The organism is Flavobacterium sp. XS2P24, assembly GCF_030010285.1.
Lineage (GTDB): Bacteria > Bacteroidota > Bacteroidia > Flavobacteriales > Flavobacteriaceae > Flavobacterium > Flavobacterium algoritolerans.
Window position 1 is genome coordinate 65,076 of record NZ_JASCRU010000008.1, and the last position, 26,972, is coordinate 92,047.

Sequence of the window (26,972 nt, forward strand, 5' to 3'; positions counted from 1 at the left end):
AACATAAATGGAAAACGAAAAAATCATAGCTGAGTTAAGTTTTAAAGCCGTTCGGAGCAGTGGAGCCGGTGGGCAGAACGTAAATAAAGTTTCTTCGAAAGTGGTACTGACATTTGATTTGAAAAATTCTCAGGCTTTAACCGAAGAAGAAAAACTTTTGGTCGAAACCAAATTGTCTTCAAGGTTAACAACTGATTCTGTTTTAATATTAAATTGTGATGAAGATCGAAGTCAGTTTAGAAACAAAGAAATTGTAATCAAACGATTTTTGGAACTTATAAAAAATGCGTTGCTTATTCCTAAAGAACGTAAACCTACTAAAATCCCTAAGTCGGTTATTAGAAAGCGAATAAAGGACAAAAAGAACATTTCTGAAATTAAAAAGACACGCAGAAAACCTGATTTTTAAAATTTATTCCAATTCATAATTTATAATTCACAATTTATAATTAGTTTTGCGCTGTCTCAAAGGGGTGCTCTAAATAACGAGCTGAGATTATACCCAAAGAACCTGGACAAGTAATGTTGTCAAGGGAAAAAATGACAAACAAATAGCGTGCACACTACTTTATTTGTCATAGGAAACAATCATTTTTTAATTTAACAAAAGAATAATTCCCCCTTTTATTCGTAATCTTTTTACGGATGAATACTTTTATTACAGTTACAAAGTCTCAAAGTCTCAAAGTCTCAAAGTCCAAGAATTTGACATATTATATGTCTTCGGTCTTTTTTCTAGCAACTTTTATCTCTTTCTCACAAGTCAAAGACGCGACGAAAGTAAACCAACTTGATGAAGTTTTGGTTTCGGCAGTTCGTGTGACGACAAAAACTCCGGTTAGTTTTAGCAATTTGGACAAAAAGGAAATCAAATTCCGAAATTTAGGACAGGATATTCCTATTCTGATGAATTATTTGCCTTCAGTTGTGACCACTTCTGATGCGGGAAATGGAGTTGGATATACCGGAATTCGTGTCCGTGGTAGTGATGCAACAAGAGTGAATGTTACTATCAACGGAATTCCTTACAATGATTCTGAAAGTCATGGGACGTATTGGGTAAATATGCCTGATTTTGCATCTTCAGTGGAGAGTTTGCAGTTGCAGCGCGGTGTAGGAACTTCAACTAATGGAGCAGGAGCTTTTGGAGCCAGTTTAAATATGCTCACGGATAATTTTGCCAAAGAAAGTACAGGAGAAATCTCTAACTCTTTTGGAAGTTTCAATACCAGAAAACATACAGTAAAATTTAGTACTGGTTTGATGAATGATCATTTCGAAATAGCGGGACGTTTGTCTGCTTTAAATTCGGATGGTTATGTGGGCCGTGGCGCATCTGATTTGAAATCCTATTTTCTTCAAGGTACCTATGTGGGTAAAACTACTTTGATAAAAGCCTTGGTATTTGGAGGAAAAGAGAAAACATATCAGTCTTGGAACGGAATTGACGGCGAAACATTGAACAATGATCGCACTTTTAATTCAGCAGGAGCTTTTACGGATGAACAAGGAAATGCTCGTTTTTATGACAATGAAACCGATAATTACCAACAAGATCACTCTCAATTACACTGGAACGAAAAGATATCAGAAAACTGGAGTACTAATTTTGCGTTGCATTACACCAAAGGAAAAGGATTCTATGAAAATTACAAAGAAGACGCTGATTTAACCGATTATGGATTACAGCCAGTTGGTGCCGTGACAACATCTGATTTGATTCGTCAAAAATGGTTGGATAATGATTTCTACGGAACTACATTTTCTGCAAATTACAAGAAAGACAAACTGGATGTGATTTTTGGTGGCGGATGGAATAAATATGAAGGAAGTCACTTCGGGAAAGTTATTTGGGCACGATTTGCTTCGCAGAGCGAATTAGGAGATCGTTATTATGACGATTATGCTGTTAAAACGGATGGAACTGTTTTTGCTAAAGCCAATTACCAAATCACAACGCAATTAAGTTTATTTGGAGATTTACAATATCGTACGGTTAATTATAAAGCCAATGGTGTTCAGGCCACTGTAGTAGATGACACGTTTAATTTTTTTAATCCAAAGACAGGATTGACGTATGACATCAATGCTAATAATGCCTTGTATTTTTCCTATGCAAGAGCTAACAGAGAACCAAACAGAACTGATTATGAAGGCGGAAACGTAAAGCCAGAAAAATTGAATGACTTTGAATTGGGTTGGAGATATGTAGCAGAGAAAGTACAATTCAATTCGAATGTGTATTATATGGCCTATAAAGATCAATTGATTTTAACTGGAAATCTGGATGATGTAGGCGCTCCGATACGTTCCAATAGCGAAAAAAGCTACCGTTTAGGACTGGAAGTAGACGCTACAATAGCGTTGACAAATCAATTGATTATACGCCCTAATTTTACCTTGAGTGCTAATAAAAATACGGATTTAGCGGTAGAAGGACAGAATTATGGTACTACTAATATCGCGTATTCACCATCGATTATTGCGGGAAATATTTTGGTCTATACACCAGTGGAAAATCTTCACATTTCATGGTTGCAAAAATTCGTTGGGGAACAATACATGAATAACATTGAATTACCGGCTGCAAAGTTGGCAGACTATTTTGTGAATGATTTGAATGTTGCGTATGAGTTTAAACCAAAATCAGTTTTTAAATCGATTATTGTGACTGGTTTAGTGAATAACTTTTTAGACAAAAAATATGTTTCTAACGGATACATGTATGATGTATATCCATATTATTATCCACAAGCAGGAATTAATTTCCTTGCCGGATTGACTTTGAAGTTTTAGAATATTGTTTTAGTTATAATGAGAAAAATCCTGATGGTTTACCTGTCAGGATTTTTTGTTTAATTATAAACTCGAAGAGAAGTTCCGTTTACTTGAACACGATATTGTTTCATAGGATATTGTAAAGTTCCCTGTCCGGTAAATAAACTGTACTCTTTACTGTCACATCCACAAACGGCATTTATCCCATCTATGGTCATGGTAGAACAGGAACTTATTGCTTGATTAGGACAAGCCGCATCAAAAGCATTGTAACCGCTACCGGTATTAAAAACAATAATACCACGTGCGCCTACTCCAGCATAATAAATAGCATTGCTCGCGTATTTAAGATTTGAATACGCAGGCAAATTCATATTAATATCTACCGTAAAAGTATAATTAGGGATATATGGATTTGTATTGTCAAAACCTGAATCACTACACGAGAAAAAGAAAGGAATTATAACGGAAAGGAGCAGGTATTTTTTCATTTTAAAATAGTGTCAAAGTATTAGTGAAACAAATTTAATTTATTTAACTTTGAATTATATATGATTAACATATATTTATAGACGAAAAAATAATAATAGTATCTTTGTGGAAAGAAATCCCGTCCTGATGGGATTTTTTCTATTTATATAAATGATGAAGTTATGAGTACAGTATCGTATTACACCGCAGAAGGGTTAAAGAAATTAAGAGAAGAATTAGATTATTTAAAAAGCGTAATGCGTCCAAAAGCATCTGCAGATATAGCTGAAGCAAGAGATAAAGGCGACCTTTCTGAGAATGCCGAATATGATGCTGCTAAAGAAGCACAAGGAATGCTGGAAATGCGTATTGCTAAACTGGAAGAAGTACACTCTAATGCCAGATTAATAGATGAAACACATCTTGATGTTTCTAAAGTATTGGTTTTGTCTAATGTGAAAATCAAAAACCAAACCAATGGAATGGAAATGAAATACACATTGGTAGCTGAAAGTGAAGCTGACTTGAAAACCGGAAAAATCTCAGTGACTTCTCCAATTGGGAAAGGTTTACTGGGTAAATCAGTAGGAGAAGTGGCAGAAATCACTGTTCCAAACGGAGTGTTGAAATTTGAAATTTTAGAAATATCTCGTGATTAAATAGTTAAAGGTTTAGCCGATTCAACAATTAACCAATTCAACAATGTCAAGTATATTTACAAAAATTATAAACGGAGAAATCCCATGTTACAAAATCGCAGAGGATGAAAATTTCTTGGCTTTTTTGGATGTAAATCCAAATGCAAAAGGACACACGCTTTGTATTCCAAAACAAGAAATAAATAAGATTTTTGAGATGGAAGATGATTTGTATATCGGACTGATGCAGTTTTCTAAAAAAATAGCAGTTGCCCTTGAAAAAACGGTTCCGTGTAAAAGAATCGGAATGGCAGTTGTAGGACTTGAAGTTCCCCATGCGCACGTTCATTTAATTCCATTGAATGAAATGGATGAAATGCGTTTTCAAAATAAAGTATCGCTGTCCAAAGATGAATTTGAAGCTTTGGCAGAAAGCATTAAAGCTAATTTGTAATATTTTAGTAAATAAAATAAATTGGTATGATTTTAGTTTAGAAAGGGGGATAGGTGAAAACCTATCCCCTTTTAATTTTTTGAGACTACATTATATACTATGAAAAACATTTGTTTAGTACTTTTTTTCTTTTTCTCACTTCTGAGTTTTGGACAGGTCAATGCCGGATATCCTTTGGTTGATGCTAAAATGGCTGCTATTCCTGCTAATTCAACAACTTCAACCGATGCAATTGCCAAATATATTAACGCTAATTTTAAAACAGAAACGGATAAAATCAGGGCTGTTTTTTATTGGACTACATCAAATATAAGTTATGATGTTGCCAATATGTTTGTAGTAAATTTCAATGAAACGGTACAGGAACAAATCGCAAGGACGTTAAGAACCAAAAAAGGTGTTTGTATTCATTATGCTGTCGTTTTTAATGAGCTTTCGCAAAAAACAGGAATCCAATCCTATATAATCGATGGATATACAAAGCAAAACGGAAAAGTAAGTGATTTAGCTCACGCTTGGATAGCTGCAAAAATTGATAAAAAGTGGTATGTATTTGATCCAACTTGGGGTTCTGGTTATGTCAATAATGGGAGGTTTTATAAAAAAATAAATAACTATTATTTTAAGACTGAACCCACTAAAATAATTGCTTCCCACATTCCATTTGATTATTTATGGCAATTTTCCAATTATCCTATTACCAATGGTGAGTTTTATGAAGGAAAAATTGAAATCAACAAAACCAAGAAATACTTTGATTTTGAGAAAGAAATTATCAAATATAATGCTTTGTCTGAAGCCGATCAATTATTTGATTCGGCAGAAAGAATAGAGAAAAATGGATTGAAAAACGCCATGATTCTGGAACGTTATGAAGGGAAAAAGCAGCAGTTGACTTATTTGAGACATAATACGAATATCGAGAAATTGAATTCCATTGTGAACGAAATGAATCAGGCAGTTGTTCTATTAAATGATTTTATTTATTACAGAAACAATAAGTTCAAGCCTGCTTTGTCAAATGATGAAATTAGCAATATGATTGAAACGCCAAGAGAACAGCTAGTGAAATGTCAGAATGATATTTACAGCGTGGGTTCAGTTGGGAGCAAAAATGCGTCTAGTGTAGCATCGATTAAAAAATCGATTGGAGCAGCTTTGGCGCAAGCCGAAGAGCATTCCTTGTTTGTGAAAAATTATTTGAGTAAGTCTAAAATAGTCAGAAAAACAATGTTTTCAAAAGTTACTTGGTTTGGTGTTCCGTTAAACTAAATTGCTTTTTTTGAAACTGACTTGCATCGTTGTTCCTTTTCCAATCTCGGAATTCAACACTTTTATGGTTCCTTTATGGTATTCCTCAACGATTCTTTTAGTCAATGAAAGACCCAATCCCCAACCGCGTTTTTTAGTTGTAAATCCTGGTTCAAAGATGCTTTTGAATTGGTTTTTTTGAATTCCGCTTCCAGTATCGGTAACGTTTATTTTTACAGAATCACCTTCTTGTTCAATTTCAAGTGCTAATTTCCCTTTTCCTTTCATAGCGTCGATGGCATTTTTTACAAGATTTTCAATGGTCCAACTGTGTAAAGTAGGATTCAAAGAAACAATGATAGGTGATTTTGGTGCCTTGAATGAAAATTCAATTTGTTTCGAAAATCGGGATTGTAAATAGTCGTAGGATTGAAAGGTTTCTGCTACGATGTCTTTATTTTCTAATTTTGGTTCTGAACCTATTTTAGAGAAACGATCTGTTATGGTTTGTAAACGTTCAATGTCTTTTTCAATTTCGAAAGTGGTGCTTTCGTCAACATTTTCGGATTTCAAGAGTTCGACCCAGCCAATCAAGGAAGAAAGCGGCGTTCCTATCTGGTGCGCGGTTTCTTTTGCCATTCCGGCCCAAAGTTTATTTTGCGTAGCCATTTTGGTACTTCTGTAAAAATTGTAAACGAGCGCTCCAAAAAGCACAATGATAAGCACTAAAGCAACGGGATAATATTTTAATTTATTCAGTAATGCAGAGTTACCATAATACAGATTTTGAAATTTTCCCGGAACATATTCAATGACTATAGGTTCATTTTCGCTTTTTAATTTGGATAAAAAATCCTGGGCTTTGGACTTATTTTTCACAATAGCATCGTCAATGTTTACGGTGTTTATGATGCTGTCATTCTCCGTAACTATAATAGGAATTGAGGTATTGTTGCTGAAAATTTGAAGTGGGAGTTCTACATCGGTATTTTCACCGGCATTGTTAAGTGTTTTTTGAGCTTTTGCCCAAAGGTTCATTTTTAATCGTTCTTCATTTTTGAAGATTTGAAAAAAAGTATATGTGTTCCAGAGAATTAATGAAATGATTAAAAAGGATGCAAAAATAATAACCCAACGAGTTGTATTTCTTCTTTCAGAAAACTGCATAAATATAATTTAGTGGTATAAATATAACGAAATAAATGCTTTTGTATTTTAGTTTTGGAGAAAGAATTTTTTTTGAGAAAATTAATCCTTTATTTATTCTAATTTGAGGTTACTGCTTCTTAAACTTAATTCATTTGTCTACTTTTGTATCTTTCAGCAATAAATTAAAAACGTATGATTACTATTGATCCTAAAAGTATTGAAACAGCAAAACTGCAAGGGTATTTGCAAAGTTCCGTTGGACCGCGACCTATTGCTTTTGCCAGTACGATGGATGCTAAAGGGAATCCTAATCTATCGCCTTTTAGTTTCTTCAATGTGTTCAGTGCTAATCCTCCAATTCTGATATTTTCGCCCGCAAGACGCGTTCGTGATAATTCGATAAAACACACCTTAATCAATGCCGAAGCGACTCGTGAAGTGGTGATTAACGTGGTAAATTATAATATAGTTCAGCAAACGTCTCTGGCCAGTACGGAATATGCTGATGGAGTAGATGAGTTTATAAAATCTGGCTTGACTCCAATTGCTTCGGAGGTGGTAAAACCTTTTAGGGTAAAAGAATCCCCCGTTCAATTTGAATGCAAAGTCACTCAGATTATTCCATTGGGAACTGAAGGAGGAGCCGGAAATTTAGTACTTTGTGAAGTAGTGCGCATTCATATTGACGAATCTGTTTTAGACGAAAACGGAGCGATTGATCAACACAAGATTGATCTAGTTTCCAGATTAGGCGGCAATTGGTATTCCAGGTCGAATCAAGGTCTTTTTGAAGTGCCAAAACCATTATCCACATTAGGAATTGGAGTGGATGCGATTCCGGATTTTATAAAAGAAAGTACAGTTTTTGATGGAAATGATTTAGGGATTTTAGGGAATATTGAAGCCTTGCCTACAAAGGAAGAAGTTACTATATTTGTAAAACAAAATTTCGCAGTAAAAGGAGTTTTAAGCTCCGATGATGAGTTAAAAGTGCATTTGGAAGCTAAAAAATATTTAAATGCCAACGACGTGTTTTCGGCATGGAAAGTACTTTTGGCAGAAAGAAAAAAATAGAGCAAAACAATTAAAACATAGAAGATGGAAGTTACAGGAAAAATTAAAATGATCGATCAAACTAAAGAAGTTGGATCTGGAGGTTTCAAAAAAAGAGATGTAGTTGTTACTACTGATGAGCAATATCCACAACATATTCTAGTTCAGTTTGTTCAGGATAAATGTGACTTATTGAACGGTTTTCAAGTAGGTGAGCCTGTGAAAATTGATATTAATTTAAGAGGTAGAGAATGGACAAATCCTCAAGGGGAAACGGTTTATTTTAATACTATCCAAGGATGGAGAATAGGGAAATTGCAAGCTGAAGCTCCTTCTGCTGCACAAATGCCTCCTATGCCGGCTGCAGAAGCTTTTGCACCAGCAACTAACTTAAACGAAGAAGAAGCAGACGATTTACCTTTTTAATCATTTGAGTTCCTATTGATATAGTAAACAAACCCGACAGGTATTCAAAACACTGTCGGGTTTTATTTTTTAATAAAGAATGTATTATTTAACTGCAACACTATTATTTCCTCCAGTTTCTCTGACCAATTCTTCGGGTATTCTAGCTCTTGGAGGAGATTTATCACCGGAACGATTGCAACTTGCTTATAAAAGTGGCATTTTTCCGTGGTTTGAAGATGGAGAACCTATTACATGGTGGTCGCCAAATCCCAGAATGGTTTTGTTTCTGGATGAATTGATTGTTTCCAAGAGTATGCGCAACATTCTGAATAGAAATAGTTTCAAGGTTACTTTTAATCAGAATTTCAGGAACGTAATTTCAAACTGTCAAAACATAAAAAGAGACGGTCAAAATGGGACTTGGATAACGAATGATATGATTGAAGCCTATTGTAAATTGAACGAATTAGGTATTGCAAAATCGGTTGAAGTCTGGCAAGATGAGGTTTTGGTTGGTGGATTGTACGGAATCGATTTGGGTCATGTTTTTTGTGGTGAAAGTATGTTTTCTAAAGTCTCTAATGCTTCCAAAGTGGCTTTCATTGCTTTGGTAAACCAATTAAAAAAAGAAAATTACAAACTGTTGGATTGCCAAGTTTATAATCCGCATCTTGAAAGTTTGGGCTGCAGGGAAATTGACAGAGAAGAATTTATGGAGATTTTGAAAAGCAAATAATTTTCAGATTCCGATTTCTAGCACTTTAAACTGCAACCTGATTACTAGCTTTTTTTCCAGCAATCTGCTACGTGATCATCGACCATTCCAGTGGCTTGCATGTGTGCATAAATCACAGTGGAACCTACGAATTTAAATCCGCGTTTTTTCAAATCTTTACTAATTTCATCCGAAAGTGGCGTTGTTGCAGGAACTTCTTTCAAGGATTGTCGGTTGTTTTGAATAGGTTTCCCATCGGTAAATTTCCAAATATATTTTGAAAAACTACCAAATTCTTCTTGTACTTTCATAAAAGCAATGGCATTCGAAACGGCTGCGCGAATTTTTAACTGATTGCGAATAATTCCTGAGTCTTGAAGTAACTCTTGGATTTTATCATCGGTATAAAGTGCTACTTTTTTATAGTCAAAATCATCAAAAGCTAATTTGAAGTTTTCTCTTTTTTTTAGGATTGTAATCCAACTTAGTCCAGCCTGAAAGGTTTCTAAAATTAGGAATTCAAATAATTTTTGATCTTCATAAACAGGAACACCCCATTCTTCATCATGGTATTTTTCGTAAATATCAATACCCACACACCATTTACATCTTATTTTTTCTTCCATGATTTATTCTGTTTCTTCTGATAAATATTTTTTTATAATGTAGTGCCCCAAATAAATTAGCGGGGTCAATAAAACGGCAATTCCAAGTTTGAAAGTATAACCCGTCAATGCAGATGTGATAAAAGTATCAAAGTTAATTTTTCCGGGCAACCAAAAAGCAATTCCAAGGACAATAAAAGAATCGAATAATTGAGAAATTATAGTGGAACCCGTTGTTCTAAGCCATATTTTTTTATTTCCTGTGCGGTTTTTGAAAAACCAAAAAATAGTTACATCAATCAATTGTGAAACTAGAAATGCAATGATACTTCCAACGATTATCCACATACTTTGCCCAAAAACAGCAAAGAATTGATCGTCATTTACCGGGCTAATTCCTTTTGCTGCAGGAATGCTTATGGCTAAAAATAAGAGGATAAAAGCATAAGCTATTAAACCGGCTGTGATTAAAGACAATTTTTTCACTCCTTTTTCTCCGAAATATTCATTGATTAAATCGGTAGTCAGGAAAACAATGGGCCAAGGTAAAATACCGATACTCATTACAAACGGACCAATCTGTATTAGTTTTCCTCCTATTAACTCTGCCGTAACAGCATTGGTTATAAATAGTCCAGCTAGTATGACAAAGACCAACTCTTTTTTTGTTTTAAACATAAGCAATTTGAGATTTATTTCAAAGTTACTCTTTTTTTGAAAAAAGAAATAAATTTTTATAAATAGCAAAGCATTTTTTTAATCAGAATTGAATTATATTTTTTTATTATTTTTTTTATGAATTGTTTTGTTAGTTTTGTTTTGAAGTTGTTGTTAGTTTTTTAACGCACTCTTTAAACTATTAAAATATGAAAAATAATTTATTCTTGCTCTTAGTGTTAACTTCATTTGCATCATTTTCACAGAATTTTGCAGGAATGTTTTCTAATGATTTAAAAAACAAAGAAATTTTAGCATTTCACTCATTAAATAAAAAAAATAATGAATCTACTTTGTACTTTGTAAATAACGATAGAATTATTGCGAATAGATTGAGTAGTTCTATGCAATTTAAAGATTCTATTTCTACAAATAAGCCAAGTCAGTCAAATAAAAATATTCTTGGAAATATTAATACTGAAAATGAATCTTTACTTTTCTTTGGGGATGATAGTTTTAAAAGTATTTTTTGTCTTTCATTTGATTTCCAAAAAAGAAATGTTGATTTTAAGATATTTAATTTTATTACAAGTGAAGATAAAATACTGCAGTATTTTTCTGAAAATGAAAAATTTTATGTCCTCTCAACTAATAAATCTTCTAATAAAGTTAAGTTGACAATAATTAATGAAAATAAAGAATTAAATGAACTATATCTTGAGTCAAGTTTAGATCAAAATTCAAATGATTTATTGATGAATGTTAGTGTAAATAATGAAAATATAAATATGAATGCATTGAAAATAAATATAAATTCCTATTGTTTTTATACTGAAAGTTCAAAAATGAATAAAGCATATTTTTATAATAATCAATTCATTTTATCTTTTGATTCTAATAATTTATATACAAAGGTTATTGTTTTTGATTTAATTAAGAACTCAATAACAGAGAAGAATATCACTAAAACAAGTCAAATTCCTTATAATGACATTGATTTGAAAAGTAATTCTTTTTTGCAAGAAGGGAAATTGTTTCAAATTGCTTTTAATAAATCTGATTTAGTTGTCACAATAAAAGATTTAGACAATAACTTAATTAAAGAATTTAGTAGTTTTACTTCTGATTTTGACAATGTTGAGTTTATTAAAGAACATGAAATTGATGCTCCAAATATTACAAAGAAAAGAGATGTTTTTTTGAAGTCTATGGCTAACGGTGAGGCTGGGATTTCTTGTTACAAGGATAATAATAATTTTTTAATTTCTTTTGGAAGAGCGGTTGCTTTAGTGTTACCTGAAGAAAAAAGAGAAAACAGTTACGCTACAATTGGTGGTGCAGGAGGCTTTGTTGGTGCACTGATAGGCGCTATTATTGATAACTCAAGTAATTCTAATAAAAATGTCAGATCTTTTTTAAATAACGGAAGATATTATTTTAACTATTCAATAGATACTAATTTCAATTATGTTCAAACGGCAAGTAATAAAAAGATTGGAGCTGAAAAATTACGTTCTTATTTGAAACTAAGTGACAATGAAAATGGTTCAATTTTGTTTAAAATAGATACCATTACCTATTATGGATTTTATGATCATAGCGAAAAAAGATATTTTATTAGAAAGTTTGATGATTATTAAATATTAATTACTTAATTTGCCTTACATCAAGTTAAATAATAAGTTTCATGCCAAAAAACTATAATTCAGTTTTTTTTAAGCAATAAACCCCAACTCATTATAAAACAAGTTGGGGTTATTTATAATACGAAATCAAAAAAAAATTGAAATCGTTAATCTTAATTTTAAAATCAAATTATCCTAAAGTAACTCTTTTGAAACCTGTAATCTCAACGTTGAATCCTTTAACATAATCGCTAACTTTTTTACTGTCATCTTTGATGAAGTTTTGATCTAATAAGGCTTTCTCTTGATCTAAAGTAGTATTGTCAGAGATGAAACGTTGAACTTTTCCAGGGATAATTTTATCCCAAATTTGTTCTGGTTTACCTTCAGCTTTTAATTCAGCCTTAGCATCCTCTTCAGCTTGTTTTAAAACTTCTTCAGTTAATTGAGAGAAAGAAATGTATTTAGGAACATTTTTCAATGTTTTTCCTAAACGTTTTGCTTCTTCATTTTCTTTTTCGATGATAGCAATACGAGCAGCAAGTTCAGAATCAACGAAAGATGGGTCAAAATCTTTATAAGATAATGTATCAGCTCCCATAGAAGCCACTTGCATAGAGATGTCTTTAGTTAAAACGTCACCATTAGCAATTGGTGCAGATATTGCAGTTAAAGCAGCAATTTTGTTAACGTGAACATAAGATCCAACGAAAGCACCCTCTAAAATTTCAAAACCACCGATTTCGATTTTTTCACCGATAACACCAGTTTGCTCGATCAATTTCTCAGCAACAGTCATTCCGTTGAAATCTGACGCTAAGAATTCTTCTTTAGAGGAGAAGTTAATCGCTTTTTCAACTAATTCTTTAGCTAAAGTTACGAAAGATTCATTTTTACCCACGAAATCTGTTTCGCAGTTTAAAGTGATGATAGCTCCTTTAGTTTTATCAGCATTAATAAAAGATACAGCAGCTCCTTCAGACGATTCACGGTCAGAACGGTTAGCAGCTACTTTTTGTCCTTTTTCTCTAAGGTTTTGAATAGCTTTGTCAAAATCTCCTTCAGCTTCAACTAAAGCTTTTTTACAGTCCATCATTCCGGCACCTGTAGTTTGTCTTAATTTATTAACGTCTGCAGCAGTAATTGTTGCCATGTTGTATTATTTTTTAAGGTTAAAAGTAAAAAATTCCAAGTGTTAAATCCAATTTCCAATTTTATTAAATTATCAACATATTGTTTCTAATTATTTTTGGAGAGGAATTTAAAACTTGGAATTAAATGTTTATTTATTCTTCAGTTGCAGTTGGAGCAGTAGCTTCTACAGCAGGGGCTACTTCTACAGCTTCAGCAGCAGGAGCAACAACTTCAGCAGTAGCTTCACCTTCTTTGTCAGAACCTCTATCAGAAAGTCCTTCAACAATTGCAGCAGTAACTAAAGATAAAATTTTATCAATTGATTTAGAAGCATCATCATTTGCAGGAATTACATATTCTACTTCACGAGGATCAGAATTTGTATCAACCATTGCAAAAACTGGAATGTTTAATTTTTGAGCTTCTTTTATTGCGATATGTTCCGCTTTGATATCAACTACGAACAATGCAGCTGGTAGTCTTGACATGTCAGCGATTGAACCTAAGTTTTTCTCTAATTTAGCACGAAGACGATCAACTTGCAAACGCTCTTTTTTAGAAAGAGTCATGAATGTACCATCTTTCTTCATTTTATCAATAGTAGCCATTTTTTTAACAGCTTTACGGATAGTTACGAAGTTAGTTAGCATTCCACCAGGCCATCTTTCAGTGATGTAAGGCATGTTTGCAGCTTTTGCTTTTTCAGCAACGATGTCTTTTGCTTGTTTTTTGGTAGCAACGAATAATATTTTTCTACCTGATGCAGCGATTTTTTTCAAAGCGTCATTAGCTTCTTCAATTTTTGCTGCAGTTTTATATAGATTGATAATGTGAATACCATTACGCTCCATATAAATGTAAGGAGCCATGTTTGGATCCCACTTTCTAGTCATGTGTCCGAAGTGAACACCTGCTTCTAGTAATTCTTTTACTTCTACTTTGTTTGCCATTTTGTTCTAGTTTACGTTCTGTTGATTAGCAATGAATAAATGGCGATTTCTCGGCTTTATACATTTAGATGCTAAACTATTTCCTACCTCAGTAGGAGAGCAACAACAACTGTTTTTTTAAATTCAATAATAAATGAACGATGTCTTGTCCCATTTGAACAAGACAGGTAATATTAACGTTTAGAGAATTGGAATCTCTTACGAGCTTTCTTCTGACCGAATTTCTTACGTTCAACCATTCTTGGATCTCTTGTTAATAAACCTTCTGGTTTCAAGATAGCTCTGTTTTCAGCATTTACTTCACACATAACGCGTGCCAATGCCATTCTTACAGCTTCTGCTTGACCAGTTGAACCACCTCCGTAAACGTTAACTTTTACGTCAAAGTTGCTTACATTTTCTGTCATAGACATAGGCTGTAATACTTTGTACTGTAAAGTTGCAGTTGGGAAGTACGTTTCGAATGCTTTTTTGTTTACAGTGATTACTCCTGTTCCTTCTGAAACATAAACACGTGCAACAGCGGTTTTTCTTCTACCGATTTTGTGAATAACTCCCATTACTTAAGATCGTTAAGGTTAACTGTTTTAGGTTTTTGAGCGCCTTGTTTGTGCTCAGATCCTACAACAACATTTAAATTTCTAAAAAGTTCAGCACCTAATTTATTCTTAGGTAACATTCCTTTTATTGCTTTTTCAACTAGTAATGCAGGGTTTTTTGATTGCAATACTTTAGCAGTTAAAGTTCTTTGACCTCCTGGATAACCTGTGTGACGGATGTATGTTTTTTCATCCATTTTGTTACCTGTAAGGTTAATTTTTTCTGAGTTGATAACGATTACGTTATCACCGCAGTCCACGTGTGGTGTGTAACTTGGCTTGTACTTACCTCTCAAAATCATAGCGACTTTTGAAGCAAGACGACCTAAGTTGTGACCATCAGCATCTACAACAATCCACTCTTTAGTAACGGTGGCTTTGCTTGCTGATTGTGTCTTGTAGCTTAATGCGTCCATAATATATTTTTAATTAAACATTCCATCCCCAATAAAGGGGTTGCAAAAGTACAATTAATTATTTTAAATACAAATACCTTAAATGAATATTTTTTTCTTGTTTTTACTCTGATAATCAAATGTATATTTAAAATAATATTCTAAGATTGAATTTGTGTTTCGTACTTGTTGATGAGTTGAATTCAAGGCGCTGCTGTTTTTATTTAATTTTATTGTATATTTCTAATATTTGGAAGCAAATTTTACATTTTATTGGCTATTTTTGACATTTAAACAGTTAATATTTTAATTATTCATATCTTGTAACTGTTTTTATCATATAAATTACGTCAAATATATCTCTTATGAAAGCTAAAGCAACTTTAAAACAAATCGCTAAAGAACTGAATGTTTCTGTTTCTACAGTTTCTAAAGCGTTGAACGATAGCCCGGAGATTAGCGAGCAGACGAAGATTAAGATTAAAGAATATGCGAAGCTTAAAAATTACAAACCTAATGTCATTGGTCTGAATCTTAAAAACAGAAAAACAAAAACCATTGGTGTTATTATCCCAAATATTTTAAATTCTTTTTTTGCCAAAGTATTTAGTGGTATAGAAAAAGTTGCAGACGAAAAAGGGTATAACGTTATTATGTGTATTTCTAACGAATCATCAGAAAAAGAAGCTCATACGCTGGAAATGCTAAGCAATGGAACTATCGATGGATTTATTGTTTCGGTTTCTGAAGAAGCACAAAAAAATCAGGATTACGACCATTTCTCTGCCATTATTAATGATGGAACTCCTATTGTTATGTTTGATCGAATTGCCGATGGCGTAGATTGTGACAAAGTAATTGTTAATGATTTTGACTCCGCTTTAAATTCAACACAACATTTAATTGATATAGGATGCAAGAATATTGCCTTGTTGTCCTCTATTGACAATTTAAGTGTTGGTAAATTAAGAGCCGATGGATATTTGAAAGCATTGGAAAATAATAATATTGCTGTAAACAACGATATCATTTTAAGAACGGATTCTGAAGATGATTTAAAGGATAAAATCGAAAAAGTTTTTGAAAATAAAATTGATGGAATCTTTGCTCTTGAAGAAAATGACTCAGTAGCAGCTTTGCGTATTGCGCTTAAAAAAGGATATAAAGTACCGGAAGAAATTTCTATCATTGGTTTTGCCGATGGTATTCTGGCTTCCAGAAGATTGTCTCCAAGTTTAACAACGGTGAGTCAGCACGGAATCGAAATAGGTGAGGTGGCCGCTAAATTGCTTATTGACAGGTTAGAATCCAAAGAAGAAGATCTGCCTTATGAAACGGTCGTAATCAAAACAAAATTGAAAGAAAGAGAGTCAACAAGGAAATTGTAGAAACTCATTTAATAATAGGTCTAAAAAAAATCTCTAATCGTTTTAAATGATTAGAGATTTTTTTTATGAGTATGATGGAAGATATTTAATGTGCTTCCAGCCAATCTTTTCCTAACCCTAAATCAACATCTAAGGGAACTTCTAACTTGATAGCATGTTCCATTTCGTGTTTTATCATTGGTTGGATTTTTTCGAGTTCCGAATTGTGTACGTCAAACACAAGCTCATCATGAACTTGTAATAACATTTTGCTTTTCCAATTTTCGGATGTTAGTTTTTCATGAATATTGATCATTGCAATTTTGATAATATCTGCAGCACTTCCTTGAATTGGTGCATTTACCGCATTTCGTTCTGCACCACCGCGAACAATGGCGTTTTGCGAATTGATATCTTTCAAATAACGACGACGTCCTAGGATGGTTTGCACATAACCATTGTCTCTCGCAAAATCTATTTGTTCTTGAATGTAGGATTTTAATCTTGGATAGGTTTGGTAATAGGCCTCAATTAAATCAGCGCTCTCTTTTCGAGATAAGTTAGTTTGATTGCTCAATCCAAAAGCTGAAACCCCATATATAATTCCAAAATTTACCGTTTTGGCGTGACTTCGTTGTTCGCGAGTTACTTCTTCGAGCGGAACATTAAATACTTTTGAAGCAGTAGATTTGTGAATGTCTTCGTGGTTTTGGAATGCTTTAATCATATTTTCTTCACCACTCAATGCCGCAATTACTCGCAATTCTATTTGGGAATAATCCGCAGAAACCAAGGTGTAATTTTCATCTCGAGCCACGAATGCTTTTCTAATCTGTCTTCCTCGTTCCGTACGAATGGGAATGTTTTGCAAGTTCGGATTATTTGAACTCAAACGGCCTGTTGCGGCAACGGTTTGCATATAATCGGTGTGGATGCGCTGCGTGATTTTATCTACTTGGTTTGGCAAAGCCTCGACATAAGTATTTTGTAATTTTACTAATTGTCGCCAATCCAGAATGTCTTTTACAATTGGGTTTTCGGCAGCCAAATAACTCAAGATTTCCTCTCCGGTTGCATATTGACCGGTTTTGGTTTTCTTTTGTTTTACACCTCCAATTTTTAATTTATCGAATAAAACATCGCCTAATTGCTTTGGAGAAGCCAGATTAAATTTTTCTCCTGCAGTTTCAAAAATATTTGCTTCTAATATTTTAATGTCATCGTCTAATGTTTTTGAAAGTGATTTCAAGAAATCTACATCAACACGAATCCCTTCTTTTTCCATATCAGCCAGAACTTTTACTAATGGAATTTCGATTTCCTCAAAAAGTTTTTTGGTTCCGGTTTTATCCAATTCTAAAGTAAATATTTCCTTGAGTTGCAAGGTAACATCAGCATCTTCAACGGCATATTCTTTGATTTCTTCCAATACAACGTCGCGCATTGATTTTTGGTTTTTTCCTTTTTTACCAATTAACGTTTCAATGGATTGAGGTGAATATTTCAAATAAGTTTCTGCCAAAATATCCATATTATGACGCATATCCGGATTAATCAGGTAATGTGCAATCATCGTATCGAATAATTTTCCTTTCACGGTAACATTGTAATTAGAAAGAATCTTTAAATCATATTTTAAATTTTGGCCAATTTTCTCGACGTTTTCATTTTCGAAAAAAGGAATGAATTTCTCGATTAAAGTTTGTGCTTCCTGTTGGTTTTCTGGAAAAGGAACATAGAAGCCTTTTCCTTTTTCATACGAAAATGAGATTCCAACTAATTCGGCGTGCAAAGCATCTAGTCCAGTTGTTTCTGTGTCAAAACACACTGAAGATTGTTTTTGTAAATTTTGCAACAGCAATTTCATTCCTAAATCACCTTGAATTATCTGATAGGAATGCGCTGTGTTTTCTAGTGAACTATAATATTGATGACGGGTTTCTTCTGAAAAATCATCTTGAATGGCACTTCCAAAAAGATCGAATTGGTCTTCGTTTTTTGGTTGTGGTTTTTTGTATAGTTTGGTTTCGTCAACAGGATTAGTGTTAGTGGTTGCAGTTCCGCCTTTTTTAAATATAGCGTCAAATTGCTCCGCCATTCGTCTAAACTCTAATTCATTGAAAAGCGCATCTGTTTTTTCGACATCCGGAGTTGATAATTCATAATCCGTTTCATCAAAAATAACGGGGCAGTCCAGTAAAATTGTAGCCAAAGTTTTGGATAATAGCCCTTTTTCTTTATTGGCTTCAATGTTTTCTTTCATTTTTCCCTTTAGCTTGTCAGTATTTGCCAAAAGATTTTCCATGGTTCCAAATTCCTTCAACAGTTTCTTAGCCGTTACTTCGCCTACACCAGGAAGTCCTGGAATATTATCGGCAGCGTCACCCATCATTCCAAGAAAGTCAATTACTTGGTCTGGTCTTTCGATTTCAAATTTTGCCAAAACCTCTGGAATTCCCCAAATTTCTATTCCGTTCCCCATTCGGGCAGGTTTATACATGAATATATTTTCAGAAACGAGCTGTGCAAAATCCTTGTCAGGAGTAACCATAAAGACTTTGTAGTTTTGTTTTTCGGCTTGTTTAGCAATTGTACCAATTAAATCATCAGCTTCATATCCTTTTACCTCTATAATAGGAATATGCATGGCTTTCAGTAAATCTTGGATATATGGAATAGCAATTTTAATAGCTTCGGGGGTTGCATCACGATGCGCTTTGTATTCTGGAAATATATCATTTCTTAATTGACTTCCGCCATTGTCAAAAGCAACTGCTAAATGATCTGGTTTTTCTCTTTTTATTACATCCATCAGGGAGTTCATAAATCCCATAATGGCTGATGTGTCCATCCCTTTAGAGTTGATTCTTGGGTTTTTTATGAAAGCATAATAACCACGAAAAATTAAGGCATAAGCATCAAGAAGGAAAAGGCGTTTTTGTTGTGACATAATTGTGATTTTGTAAAGTTTTCAAAAGTACAAAACTTGTGAGATAAAGGAGTGAAGGTTTGAAATATTTATTATGATTGTTACTAAAGCCCATTTTTTTGTTTTCTGAAAATTTCGTCTTTAAAATTAAGTAATCAATTCTTTATTTGGAGAAACATTGCGAATAATGATTTGAAAGAAAATTGTTGTTAATCTGTTACGGATAATTATTTTTAAATAATTAAATTGTAAGAATATAAATATACATTTAATAAAAACATGCTTTTAATCGATTTTTTATGTATTTAAACGTTGTTTTGTGTAAATTTACACACGAAGTTTTAAGCCTAGTGAGGCTATTTATATTAAATCTTTAATTCGTTATATTATGAGAAAAAATTATTTTTCAAAAAAGGTATTACAATCCTGTGTGTTATTTTTCATGATAATAACAACAAATGTGTTTGCACAAGTAGGTATAGGAACGATTACACCACATGCAAGTTCTGTATTGGATGTTTCATCAACAACCCAAGGGATGTTAACTCCCAGAATGACAACTGCACAAAGAGCTGCTATTGCTTCTCCTGCTGATGGTTTAATGGTTTATGATACAGATCTAAAATCTTTTTATCATTACAATTCAACTTTAACATCATGGAATGTAATGAATAGTGGTACAACAGGCAGATTAAAGTTTAAACGTATAAAATCTACAGATGTTTTAGCGACAGTTTTAGCGACAGAGAAGGCTGCGGGAGGTAATACAAAGTATGTTTTGGATGTTAACACTTATTATGAAATAAATGGAACCATAATTTTTGATTTACCAATTGATTTAAACAATGCCTATATTTCAGGTCAGGATGCTAATGAGGATAAATTAGTTAGAACATCTGGAAATCTGTTTGATGGTGCAACAGGGGGAAGTATTAGAAATGTTACCATTCAGGTTACAGGGGGAGGAAAAGTTTTTAACTTGAGTGGAACAGCAGCGCAAAATATAATTATTAGAGATACAATAATTGCAGGTTCTTCCAGTGTAGGTTCTATAACTGGTTTTGGATTAGTTTTTGTCAGTATAGTTCAATATGTTGGAAATATTACTGGTATTGTTTATGATTCTATCGGTAAATTATTGATAAGTAATGCAGCGTGGTTTAGTAATAATGGGGGGACTTATGAAAAATTGCAAGGAACATTTGGTTTAGTGCAAAAGCAAGGAGGTTTTAGCGAGGTTTCTGGAGCAGCCGTTGGTTTTGATGTGTCTTCTAATCCAACAATAACGGGAGATGCCGTTATGGAAACGGTTGTTTTTACAGGAACAGTAACAACAGGAAAATATGTAAACGGATATAGTCCTGCAATTTATTCAGGATATAATTTTGATAATAATTGGAATGTTCGTTGTGCAGGAATTCCAACTGAAATTGATGCATCAGCAGTGGGTGAATTTTCAGTGGATTATGCTGTAGGTTCTGGTGCTTCTACGGGTTTCTCTGGATCAAATCCAACTTCTATTATAAAGGTTGCGGGTGTCTCTGCCTCATCAAATTTATTTAGATTTTCTACCGGGGGAGTTAGTAATAAACTTATATATTTAGGTAAAAAGAAACGTTTTTTCCAAGTTACGGGTTCTATTTCGTTTCAAGTTCCAGCAATAGGTACTTATATAATTTATATTTCTAAGAATGGTACACCTATTTCGCAGTATAAAATCTATGGTCGTGGAGCAGCTGTAAATGATATTTTAGTATTACCATTAAATGCATTAGTCGAGTTGTCAAATTCTGATTATATAGAGGTTTTTGCGCAAAGGTATTCATCAACTAATAATAATGATAGTATCATAACTCCAAATATGGCATTAGTTGTAAAATAGTAAAAGCTTATATAATCTAAAAACCGCATTATTTTAAACCTAAATAATGCGGTTTTTATTTGTATTCCATATTCCTAAATCGCAGGAGTCTATTTAAGTTTAATCAACAGTTAAATTTTAATTAATAAAAAACCATTTTGGTTAATTGTTTTGTTATTTTGTTAAAAATTTTTTTAAAATGATCTTTCGTATCGTATTCTTGTGCTTAATGCTTCTTGTTATTGAGCTTTATACTTTTCAAGTATTAAAAACTTTAATAAAATCAAAGCCAATATTGTTTTCAATTCAGATTATAAGCATATTAGTTTTAGTATATATTGTTTATTCTTTGATGCAATTTGACCGAAGCGTAGGTCAGACCAAACAAATGATGGTTATCATGGGTTTGTTGCTTATTGTTTATGTTCCAAAATTAATTTTGACATTGATATTAATGGGAGAAGACATCTTTAGATTAGGTGCCGGAACTGTTAACTATTTTGTCAATTATGATAAAAATACAGACTTTCTGAATTCAAGAAGAAAGTTTGTCAGTCAAATAGGATTAGGATTAGCAGCGGTTCCTTTTTTGTCTTTAATATATGGGGTGACTATAGGTAAATACAATTATAAAGTCATCAAGCAACGTATATTTTTTCCTGATTTACCAGATGCTTTTGATGGTTTTACGATTACTCAAATATCAGATGTTCACAGTGGAAGTTTTGATAATCCAGAGAAAATTAATTATGCAATAGATTTAGTCAACGAGCAAAATTCAGATATGATTTTGTTTACCGGAGATATTGTGAATACTGATGCCAAAGAAATGCATCCGTGGATAGAAACCTTTAATAGGATTAAAAAACATGAATATGGTAAATATTCAGTTTTAGGAAATCACGATTATGGAGAATATGTAACTTGGCCATCAGAGGCGGCAAAAGAAGATAATTTTAAAGCCATTAAAGATTTATACGGACAAATTGGTTTTAAATTAATGCTAAACGAACATACTTTTATTGAAAAAGGAGATGAGAAAATTGCATTAGTTGGCGTAGAAAACTGGGGACATAATTTCAAAAAAGCGGGTGATATCAACAAAGCTTCCCAACATGTAAATAAAGAAGATTTTAAAATTTTGATGAGTCATGACCCTTCGCATTGGGAACATGAAGTGCAACATCATGAGAAAAATTTTCACCTTACACTTTCCGGTCATACACACGGAATGCAGTTTGGAATCGAAATACCGGGTTATTTTAAATGGAGTTTGGCACAATATGTATACAAACAATGGGCGGGATTATATGAAAACGTCGGACGATACGTTTATGTAAATAGAGGTTTTGGTTTTCATGCCTATCCTGGCAGAGTGGGAATCATGCCTGAAATAACGGTCATCGAACTAAAAAAAGGTGTTAATGTGGCATAATTCGTTTAAAATACTACATTTGTAAAATAAACATCTCTTTTTAGTGAATTTAAAAAATTAAATTTTTGGTTTTATGTCAAAATTTGGAGAACTTATAAACGCTCAAGTACCGGTGTTAATAGACTTTTACACAGAATGGAATGAGCCCTCAGTTTCAATGCATCCTGTAATTAGAGATGTAGCAGCCGCTCTTGGTGATAAAGCAAAAGTCATAAAGATTGATGTGGATAAAAATCAAGAATTAGCCGATGCTTTACGCATTAAAGGCTTGCCTACGTTGATGATTTATAAACAAGGTCAAATGATTTGGAGACAATCCGGAGAATTAGATGCGAACACTATTATTAGTATTGTTCAAGAACAATTGTAACGCATCTCATTACAACACCTCACAATTAAAATTGTTTTCTTTTAAATAAGCTAATGTTTTAGGCAATACGTATTCTAAGTTTTTAAAGGCTTTTATACTGTCGTGGAAAACAATAATGCTTCCTGGTCTTAGATTTGATGTTGCATTTTTTAAACATTGTTCTTGCGTTAAAGTTTGGTCAAAATCAGCACTGAGGACGTCCCACATAATTATTTTATAACCCAGTTTCCTGATTTTTCTAGATTGAGATGCTTTTATCTTGCCATATGGTGGACGAAACAGTTTATATTTTAGATTAGAAGGACTATTTTTTTGAATCGCTTCTTCGCATAGTCTAGTGTTTTCAATGTAAACTTCGGTTGATGTTTTCCATCCGTTCAAATGATTAAAAGTGTGGTTTCCTATGCGATGACCTTCGCTAATCACCTTTTTGAATATTTCAGGGTTTTTATCAATATTATCTCCAATGCAAAAAAAAGTAGCTTTTACATTGTGTTTTTTTAATTCATCCAAAACCCATTCTGTAACTTCTGGAATAGGCCCATCGTCAAATGTGAGGTAGACTGTCTTACTGTTTCCCGTATTGGAAACATCCCAAGTATAATTTGAGAAAATCTTTTTTATAATCCGACTTGTTTTTATCCAGTACAGTTTCATTTTTTAGTTTTAAAATTAAAAAAAAGTAGCGACATTTTTCAACATCGCTACCTTTTCTAATTAGAGTTTTCTATTTAAAATTATTCTTTTTCGCGTCCAAAGCGGTCAAACATTTTAATATAAGTATTGAATACAATTTTATTTTTGTTGTAGAAATCTAAGTCACCATTTTCTTTCATTACGCTTAAAAGGCTTCTGTATCGCTCAATATCTGTGATGATAGGAATGGCAATACTAGTTTGCTCAGAAGATTTTAGATTGCCATAATAATTAAGGTTTTCTCTGTATTTTAAGATCAATTTGCTCAGCAATTGTTGTGCTTTTAATTTCTCATCAATTTTGTAATATCCGCCAGCAAAAGGTTCTACTAAAGAGTAATAGTCAAAATATTCCAATGGCATTTTTGTCATCGCCAAATCGATAATATTCTTTGCTTTATCTTTTTGTCCTTCAACAATTAATTGATTCATTAATCTGGAAAGGTTGGTTCTGTACGTTATACTATTTCTGCGAGTTTCAGGATCATGGTAAATTTTTGGACTTTCGCCATTGCCCCAATCCCATTTCATAACTTTAGCATACATTTTATCAGAATCGATTTGCCCCATATCAAGTGGACTTGCATCTTTTGACAAAGCGGTTTTTATTGGAACAAGTTTGTATACCATTCCTTCTAATTGAAGGTACTCTTTCATCCAGATATAATCTTCGTTGTCAAATGCGCCACCGCTAAAATAGATTGGTCTTTTCCAATTGTTATTAGCAACAATATCAAGCATCATCAATCTGTTTTTGTACAATGCATTTCCTTTTATATCCAAGTCAATGTAAGGAACAATAGAATCATTGTGCTTAGGATTAACCACTTTGTTTTTTATGATTATATTTTTGTCAACAGGAATTCGGATCTTATTTGTAGGATAAAAATGGATTGTTTGTCCGTTTTGCATATCTACAGTTGATTTTGGATTTTTGATAAAATTGATAAAGTCTTTTATGTCCCAACGGCTTTCAATTTTTGGAATGTGAGCTACATAATCCAGTTTATCCCCTACATATTCATCGTGTGTAAATGAAATAGGAAGAGCATCTGATTCGTATGTTTTAGTTTTCATCTGATCGATATACCAATCAGTCATGAAAAGGCTTGTGTTTACAATTTTGATATCCGTTCTCACTTTTTCAATCTCTTGGGCGTACCAAAGAGGGAACGTATCATTATCACCAATTGTGAATAAAATGGCGTCTGGGTCGCATGATTCCAAATATGCTTTTGCCATTGCAACAGCAGTATATTTACCGGAACGGTCGTGATCATCCCAGTTTTGAGAAGCCATAAGAACTGGAGCTGCCAATAAACTTGCTGCAATAATAATTGGACCAGCCAGTTTTGGGGTTAAATATTTCTGGGCACTTTCGTATAATGCATAAACGCCAAAGCCTATCCAAATGGCAAATACATAAAAGGAACCTACTAAGGCATAATCTCTTTCTCTAGGTTCGAAAGGCCTTTCATTCAAGTAGATTTTTAATGCTATTCCGGTAAAAAGGAATAAGGCGAGTAATACATAGAAATTTTTTAAATCTTTATTGGCATGATACATTAAGCCGATTAGGCCAAGGATAAATGGCAGAAAGAAATACACATTTCGTCCTTTGTTGTTCAATACATCCGAAGGAAGATTGTCTTGACTTCCTAAGTGTAATTCATCTATAAATGAGATACCACTAAGCCAGTTCCCATCCAGATAGTCGTATTTTCCTTGAATGTCGTTTTGTCTTCCAACAAAATTCCACATCAAGTATCTCCAATACATATAACCAAATTGGTATTCAACCATGAATCCTAAATTATCAGCAGTTGTAGGTTTTTCTACAATTAAATAATCACCATAGCTTTTCAAGAACGTTACATAACCTTCGTTGTCAATTTGTTTTTGAGCGTAAGCTTGCCTGAATTCGGTAACAATTTTTTCGGTTTCGTTTTTTAGTTGAGCAATCGCTTTGTTGTAATCTTCTTCACTCAACTGACTTGGATCGATACCGTATTTGGCTAAATCATCCTCATATGGATAATCAGGATTTAATCTAAATTGAGGTGGATTTGTAAAATTCATGTAGTTTTCGATGTGCTCACCGCTCCACATTCTTGGCAAAATAGTTTTTTGATTGTTGTCTGAATTTTGCTCGGCATTTTTGAAATTATTTGTAATAATATATTTTCCGGTCTTATAATCTCTTTCGTAATTGGGTGCTTTATCCAGATAAGGATTGTCCTTGTCTAAACCAGCAAAGGCTTCTGTGTATTGAGGGCCGTAAAACAAAGGATTTACACCATATTGTTCTCTATTGTAGTAGGCAAGAACTTCGGCAGCATCCGAAGGCTTATTTTCGTTGATTACGGTATTGGCATTTGCTCTGATGGGTAACATCATCCATGTAGAGAAACCAATTAAAATAAATAATATACAAAGGATTATAGTATTGTAGAATGCGAAACCTTTTTGTTTGGTGTATTTTAGTCCAAAGTAAAAGAAAGCAATTAAGATTAAAGCAACAAATATAGTTCCTGAGTCAAAAGGTAATCCTAAGCTGTTAACCATGAAAACTTCGGTTTTACCAAAGAATCCCATAGTCAGAGGAAGAAGTAATTTGAAAATAAATAATAAAATAGCGATTACAACAACATTTGCAATGATGAAATTTTTAAGGGTGACTACTTTGTAGTTTTTGAAAAAATAAAGGAAACCTATTGCGGGAATTGTTAATAATGCCATGAAATGGACTCCAAAAGAAAGCCCGACAACAAGAGATATGATTAAAAGCCATTTATTTCCTCTAGGCTTGTCCATGTCTTGTTCCCAGCGTAAACCCAACCAAAATAATAAGGCAATGAATAAAGATGCCATAGCATATACTTCGGCTTCTACAGCATTGAACCAAAAACTATCTGAAAAAGTATAGGCCAAGGCTCCTACGAATGAACTTCCAAGAATAACAATGTCATTGTTTTTATTCGGGTCTGAAAATCTAGAAACTAATTTTTTCAAGATTATCGATGAAGACCAAAATAAGAATAAAATAGTAAAAGCACTGGAAAATACAGACATCATGTTTACCATTAAGGCAATTTTTGTGTTATCTGAAGCAAACATGGCGAAAAACGCACCAATCATTTGGTATAATGGAGCTCCGGGAGGGTGGCCTACTTCAAGTTTTGCTGCTGTAGCAATGTATTCGCCACAATCCCAAAAACTCATGGTGGGTTCAACAGTTAAAGTGTATGTTAATAATGCTATTCCAAATGTAAACCAACCAATAATTGTATTCCATTTATTGAAATTGAATGCTGCTTTATCCATGTACTAAAATTTAATTTAATTTTGAATTACAAAGAAAATGTTTTTTTGTTTAACCTTGATAGCATTAACAATATTTTCTGGAAAAGTATTACATTTCAATAACACATTG

24 protein-coding genes are annotated in these 26,972 nt (G+C 33.1%); 13 read left to right on the forward strand and 11 right to left on the reverse strand.

The window, feature by feature from the left end:
* Positions 1–7: 7 nt before the first annotated feature.
* Both arfB and QLS31_RS08050 read left to right on the forward strand, forming a co-directional pair.
* Positions 8–409 (forward strand): alternative ribosome rescue aminoacyl-tRNA hydrolase ArfB, encoded by a 402-nt coding sequence (arfB, locus tag QLS31_RS08045; protein WP_282743426.1) that lies wholly within the window; start codon positions 8–10, stop codon positions 407–409.
* Between the two features lie 308 nt (positions 410–717).
* Positions 718–2,796, forward strand: coding sequence for a TonB-dependent receptor (locus QLS31_RS08050; RefSeq protein WP_282743463.1), 2,079 nt, complete (start codon positions 718–720; stop codon positions 2,794–2,796).
* A gap of 59 nt (positions 2,797–2,855) precedes the next feature.
* Here the strand turns inward: QLS31_RS08050 and QLS31_RS08055 are convergent, their stop codons facing one another.
* Complete coding sequence (locus QLS31_RS08055) at positions 2,856–3,269, reverse strand: hypothetical protein (protein WP_099714260.1); 414 nt, start codon at positions 3,267–3,269, stop codon at positions 2,856–2,858.
* 162 nt (positions 3,270–3,431) lie between these two features.
* Here QLS31_RS08055 and greA point away from each other — a divergent pair, with 162 nt between their 5' ends.
* The 3 genes from greA (at position 3,432) to QLS31_RS08070 (ending at position 5,613) form a co-directional block, all read left to right on the forward strand.
* Entirely contained in the window at positions 3,432–3,908 is a 477-nt protein-coding gene (gene greA / locus QLS31_RS08060) for a transcription elongation factor GreA (protein WP_091165910.1), read from the forward strand.
* Between the two features lie 43 nt (positions 3,909–3,951).
* Entirely contained in the window at positions 3,952–4,341 is a 390-nt protein-coding gene (locus QLS31_RS08065; RefSeq protein WP_121342904.1) for an HIT family protein, read from the forward strand.
* A gap of 99 nt (positions 4,342–4,440) precedes the next feature.
* On the forward strand, positions 4,441–5,613 hold the full coding sequence (locus QLS31_RS08070) for a transglutaminase domain-containing protein (protein WP_282743427.1): 1,173 nt from the start codon (positions 4,441–4,443) through the stop codon (positions 5,611–5,613).
* Here the strand turns inward: QLS31_RS08070 and QLS31_RS08075 are convergent.
* Positions 5,605–6,759 (reverse strand): HAMP domain-containing sensor histidine kinase, encoded by a 1,155-nt coding sequence (locus QLS31_RS08075; protein WP_121342902.1) that lies wholly within the window; start codon positions 6,757–6,759, stop codon positions 5,605–5,607. The genes QLS31_RS08070 and QLS31_RS08075 overlap by 9 nt on opposite strands.
* A gap of 174 nt (positions 6,760–6,933) precedes the next feature.
* On the opposite strand from QLS31_RS08075, the gene QLS31_RS08080 reads away from it, so the two are divergent.
* The 3 genes from QLS31_RS08080 (at position 6,934) to aat (ending at position 8,938) form a co-directional block, all read left to right on the forward strand.
* Positions 6,934–7,815 (forward strand): flavin reductase family protein, encoded by an 882-nt coding sequence (locus tag QLS31_RS08080; RefSeq protein ID WP_121342901.1) that lies wholly within the window; start codon positions 6,934–6,936, stop codon positions 7,813–7,815.
* A 24-nt stretch (positions 7,816–7,839) separates the two neighbouring features.
* Complete coding sequence (locus QLS31_RS08085) at positions 7,840–8,220, forward strand: DUF3127 domain-containing protein (RefSeq protein ID WP_099714265.1); 381 nt, start codon at positions 7,840–7,842, stop codon at positions 8,218–8,220.
* 79 nt (positions 8,221–8,299) lie between these two features.
* Entirely contained in the window at positions 8,300–8,938 is a 639-nt protein-coding gene (gene aat / locus QLS31_RS08090) for a leucyl/phenylalanyl-tRNA--protein transferase (RefSeq protein WP_282743428.1), read from the forward strand.
* A gap of 44 nt (positions 8,939–8,982) precedes the next feature.
* Here aat and QLS31_RS08095 read toward each other — a convergent pair whose 3' ends face one another.
* Positions 8,983–9,543, reverse strand: a complete 561-nt coding sequence (locus QLS31_RS08095; RefSeq protein ID WP_282743430.1) for a DNA-3-methyladenine glycosylase I — start codon at positions 9,541–9,543, stop codon at positions 8,983–8,985.
* Between the two features lie 3 nt (positions 9,544–9,546).
* The gene (locus tag QLS31_RS08100; RefSeq protein ID WP_282743431.1) at positions 9,547–10,200 is read right to left on the reverse strand and encodes a queuosine precursor transporter; all 654 of its coding nucleotides are present in this window, start codon (positions 10,198–10,200) and stop codon (positions 9,547–9,549) included.
* A gap of 188 nt (positions 10,201–10,388) precedes the next feature.
* On the opposite strand from QLS31_RS08100, the gene QLS31_RS08105 reads away from it, so the two are divergent.
* Positions 10,389–11,819: a hypothetical protein gene (locus QLS31_RS08105; RefSeq protein WP_282743432.1), complete on the forward strand. Its 1,431-nt coding sequence runs from the start codon at positions 10,389–10,391 to the stop codon at positions 11,817–11,819.
* A gap of 175 nt (positions 11,820–11,994) precedes the next feature.
* Here QLS31_RS08105 and tsf read toward each other — a convergent pair whose 3' ends face one another.
* From tsf to rplM, 4 genes are all read right to left on the reverse strand, one after another.
* Positions 11,995–12,957 carry a translation elongation factor Ts gene (gene tsf / locus QLS31_RS08110; protein ID WP_282743434.1) on the reverse strand — a complete coding sequence of 321 codons (963 nt, stop codon included), beginning with the start codon at positions 12,955–12,957 and terminating at the stop codon, positions 11,995–11,997.
* Between the two features lie 133 nt (positions 12,958–13,090).
* Complete coding sequence (gene rpsB / locus QLS31_RS08115; protein WP_282743436.1) at positions 13,091–13,888, reverse strand: 30S ribosomal protein S2; 798 nt, start codon at positions 13,886–13,888, stop codon at positions 13,091–13,093.
* Positions 13,889–14,061: 173 nt separating this feature from the next.
* Complete coding sequence (gene rpsI, locus QLS31_RS08120; RefSeq protein ID WP_066080508.1) at positions 14,062–14,448, reverse strand: 30S ribosomal protein S9; 387 nt, start codon at positions 14,446–14,448, stop codon at positions 14,062–14,064.
* Positions 14,448–14,903 carry a 50S ribosomal protein L13 gene (gene rplM, locus QLS31_RS08125; protein WP_035669714.1) on the reverse strand — a complete coding sequence of 152 codons (456 nt, stop codon included), beginning with the start codon at positions 14,901–14,903 and terminating at the stop codon, positions 14,448–14,450. The genes rpsI and rplM overlap by 1 nt, the downstream gene beginning before the upstream one ends.
* Before the next feature lie 344 nt (positions 14,904–15,247).
* On the opposite strand from rplM, the gene QLS31_RS08130 reads away from it, so the two are divergent.
* Positions 15,248–16,270, forward strand: a complete 1,023-nt coding sequence (locus QLS31_RS08130; RefSeq protein ID WP_282743437.1) for a LacI family DNA-binding transcriptional regulator — start codon at positions 15,248–15,250, stop codon at positions 16,268–16,270.
* Between the two features lie 85 nt (positions 16,271–16,355).
* Here QLS31_RS08130 and polA read toward each other — a convergent pair whose 3' ends face one another.
* Entirely contained in the window at positions 16,356–19,199 is a 2,844-nt protein-coding gene (gene polA / locus QLS31_RS08135) for a DNA polymerase I (RefSeq protein ID WP_282743438.1), read from the reverse strand.
* 367 nt (positions 19,200–19,566) lie between these two features.
* Here polA and QLS31_RS08140 point away from each other — a divergent pair, with 367 nt between their 5' ends.
* From QLS31_RS08140 to QLS31_RS08150, 3 genes are all read left to right on the forward strand, one after another.
* Complete coding sequence (locus QLS31_RS08140; RefSeq protein ID WP_282743439.1) at positions 19,567–21,060, forward strand: hypothetical protein; 1,494 nt, start codon at positions 19,567–19,569, stop codon at positions 21,058–21,060.
* Positions 21,061–21,238: 178 nt separating this feature from the next.
* A complete protein-coding gene (locus QLS31_RS08145) occupies positions 21,239–22,474 on the forward strand; it encodes a metallophosphoesterase (RefSeq protein ID WP_282743441.1) in 1,236 nt (411 codons plus the stop codon).
* A 73-nt stretch (positions 22,475–22,547) separates the two neighbouring features.
* On the forward strand, positions 22,548–22,844 hold the full coding sequence (locus QLS31_RS08150; protein WP_099714276.1) for a thioredoxin family protein: 297 nt from the start codon (positions 22,548–22,550) through the stop codon (positions 22,842–22,844).
* A gap of 9 nt (positions 22,845–22,853) precedes the next feature.
* On the opposite strand, the gene QLS31_RS08155 is transcribed toward QLS31_RS08150, so the two are convergent.
* Both QLS31_RS08155 and QLS31_RS08160 read right to left on the reverse strand, forming a co-directional pair.
* Positions 22,854–23,501 carry a polysaccharide deacetylase family protein gene (locus QLS31_RS08155; protein WP_282743443.1) on the reverse strand — a complete coding sequence of 216 codons (648 nt, stop codon included), beginning with the start codon at positions 23,499–23,501 and terminating at the stop codon, positions 22,854–22,856.
* 80 nt (positions 23,502–23,581) lie between these two features.
* Entirely contained in the window at positions 23,582–26,863 is a 3,282-nt protein-coding gene (locus QLS31_RS08160; protein WP_282743445.1) for a DUF2723 domain-containing protein, read from the reverse strand.
* Between the last annotated feature and the right edge of the window lie 109 nt (positions 26,864–26,972).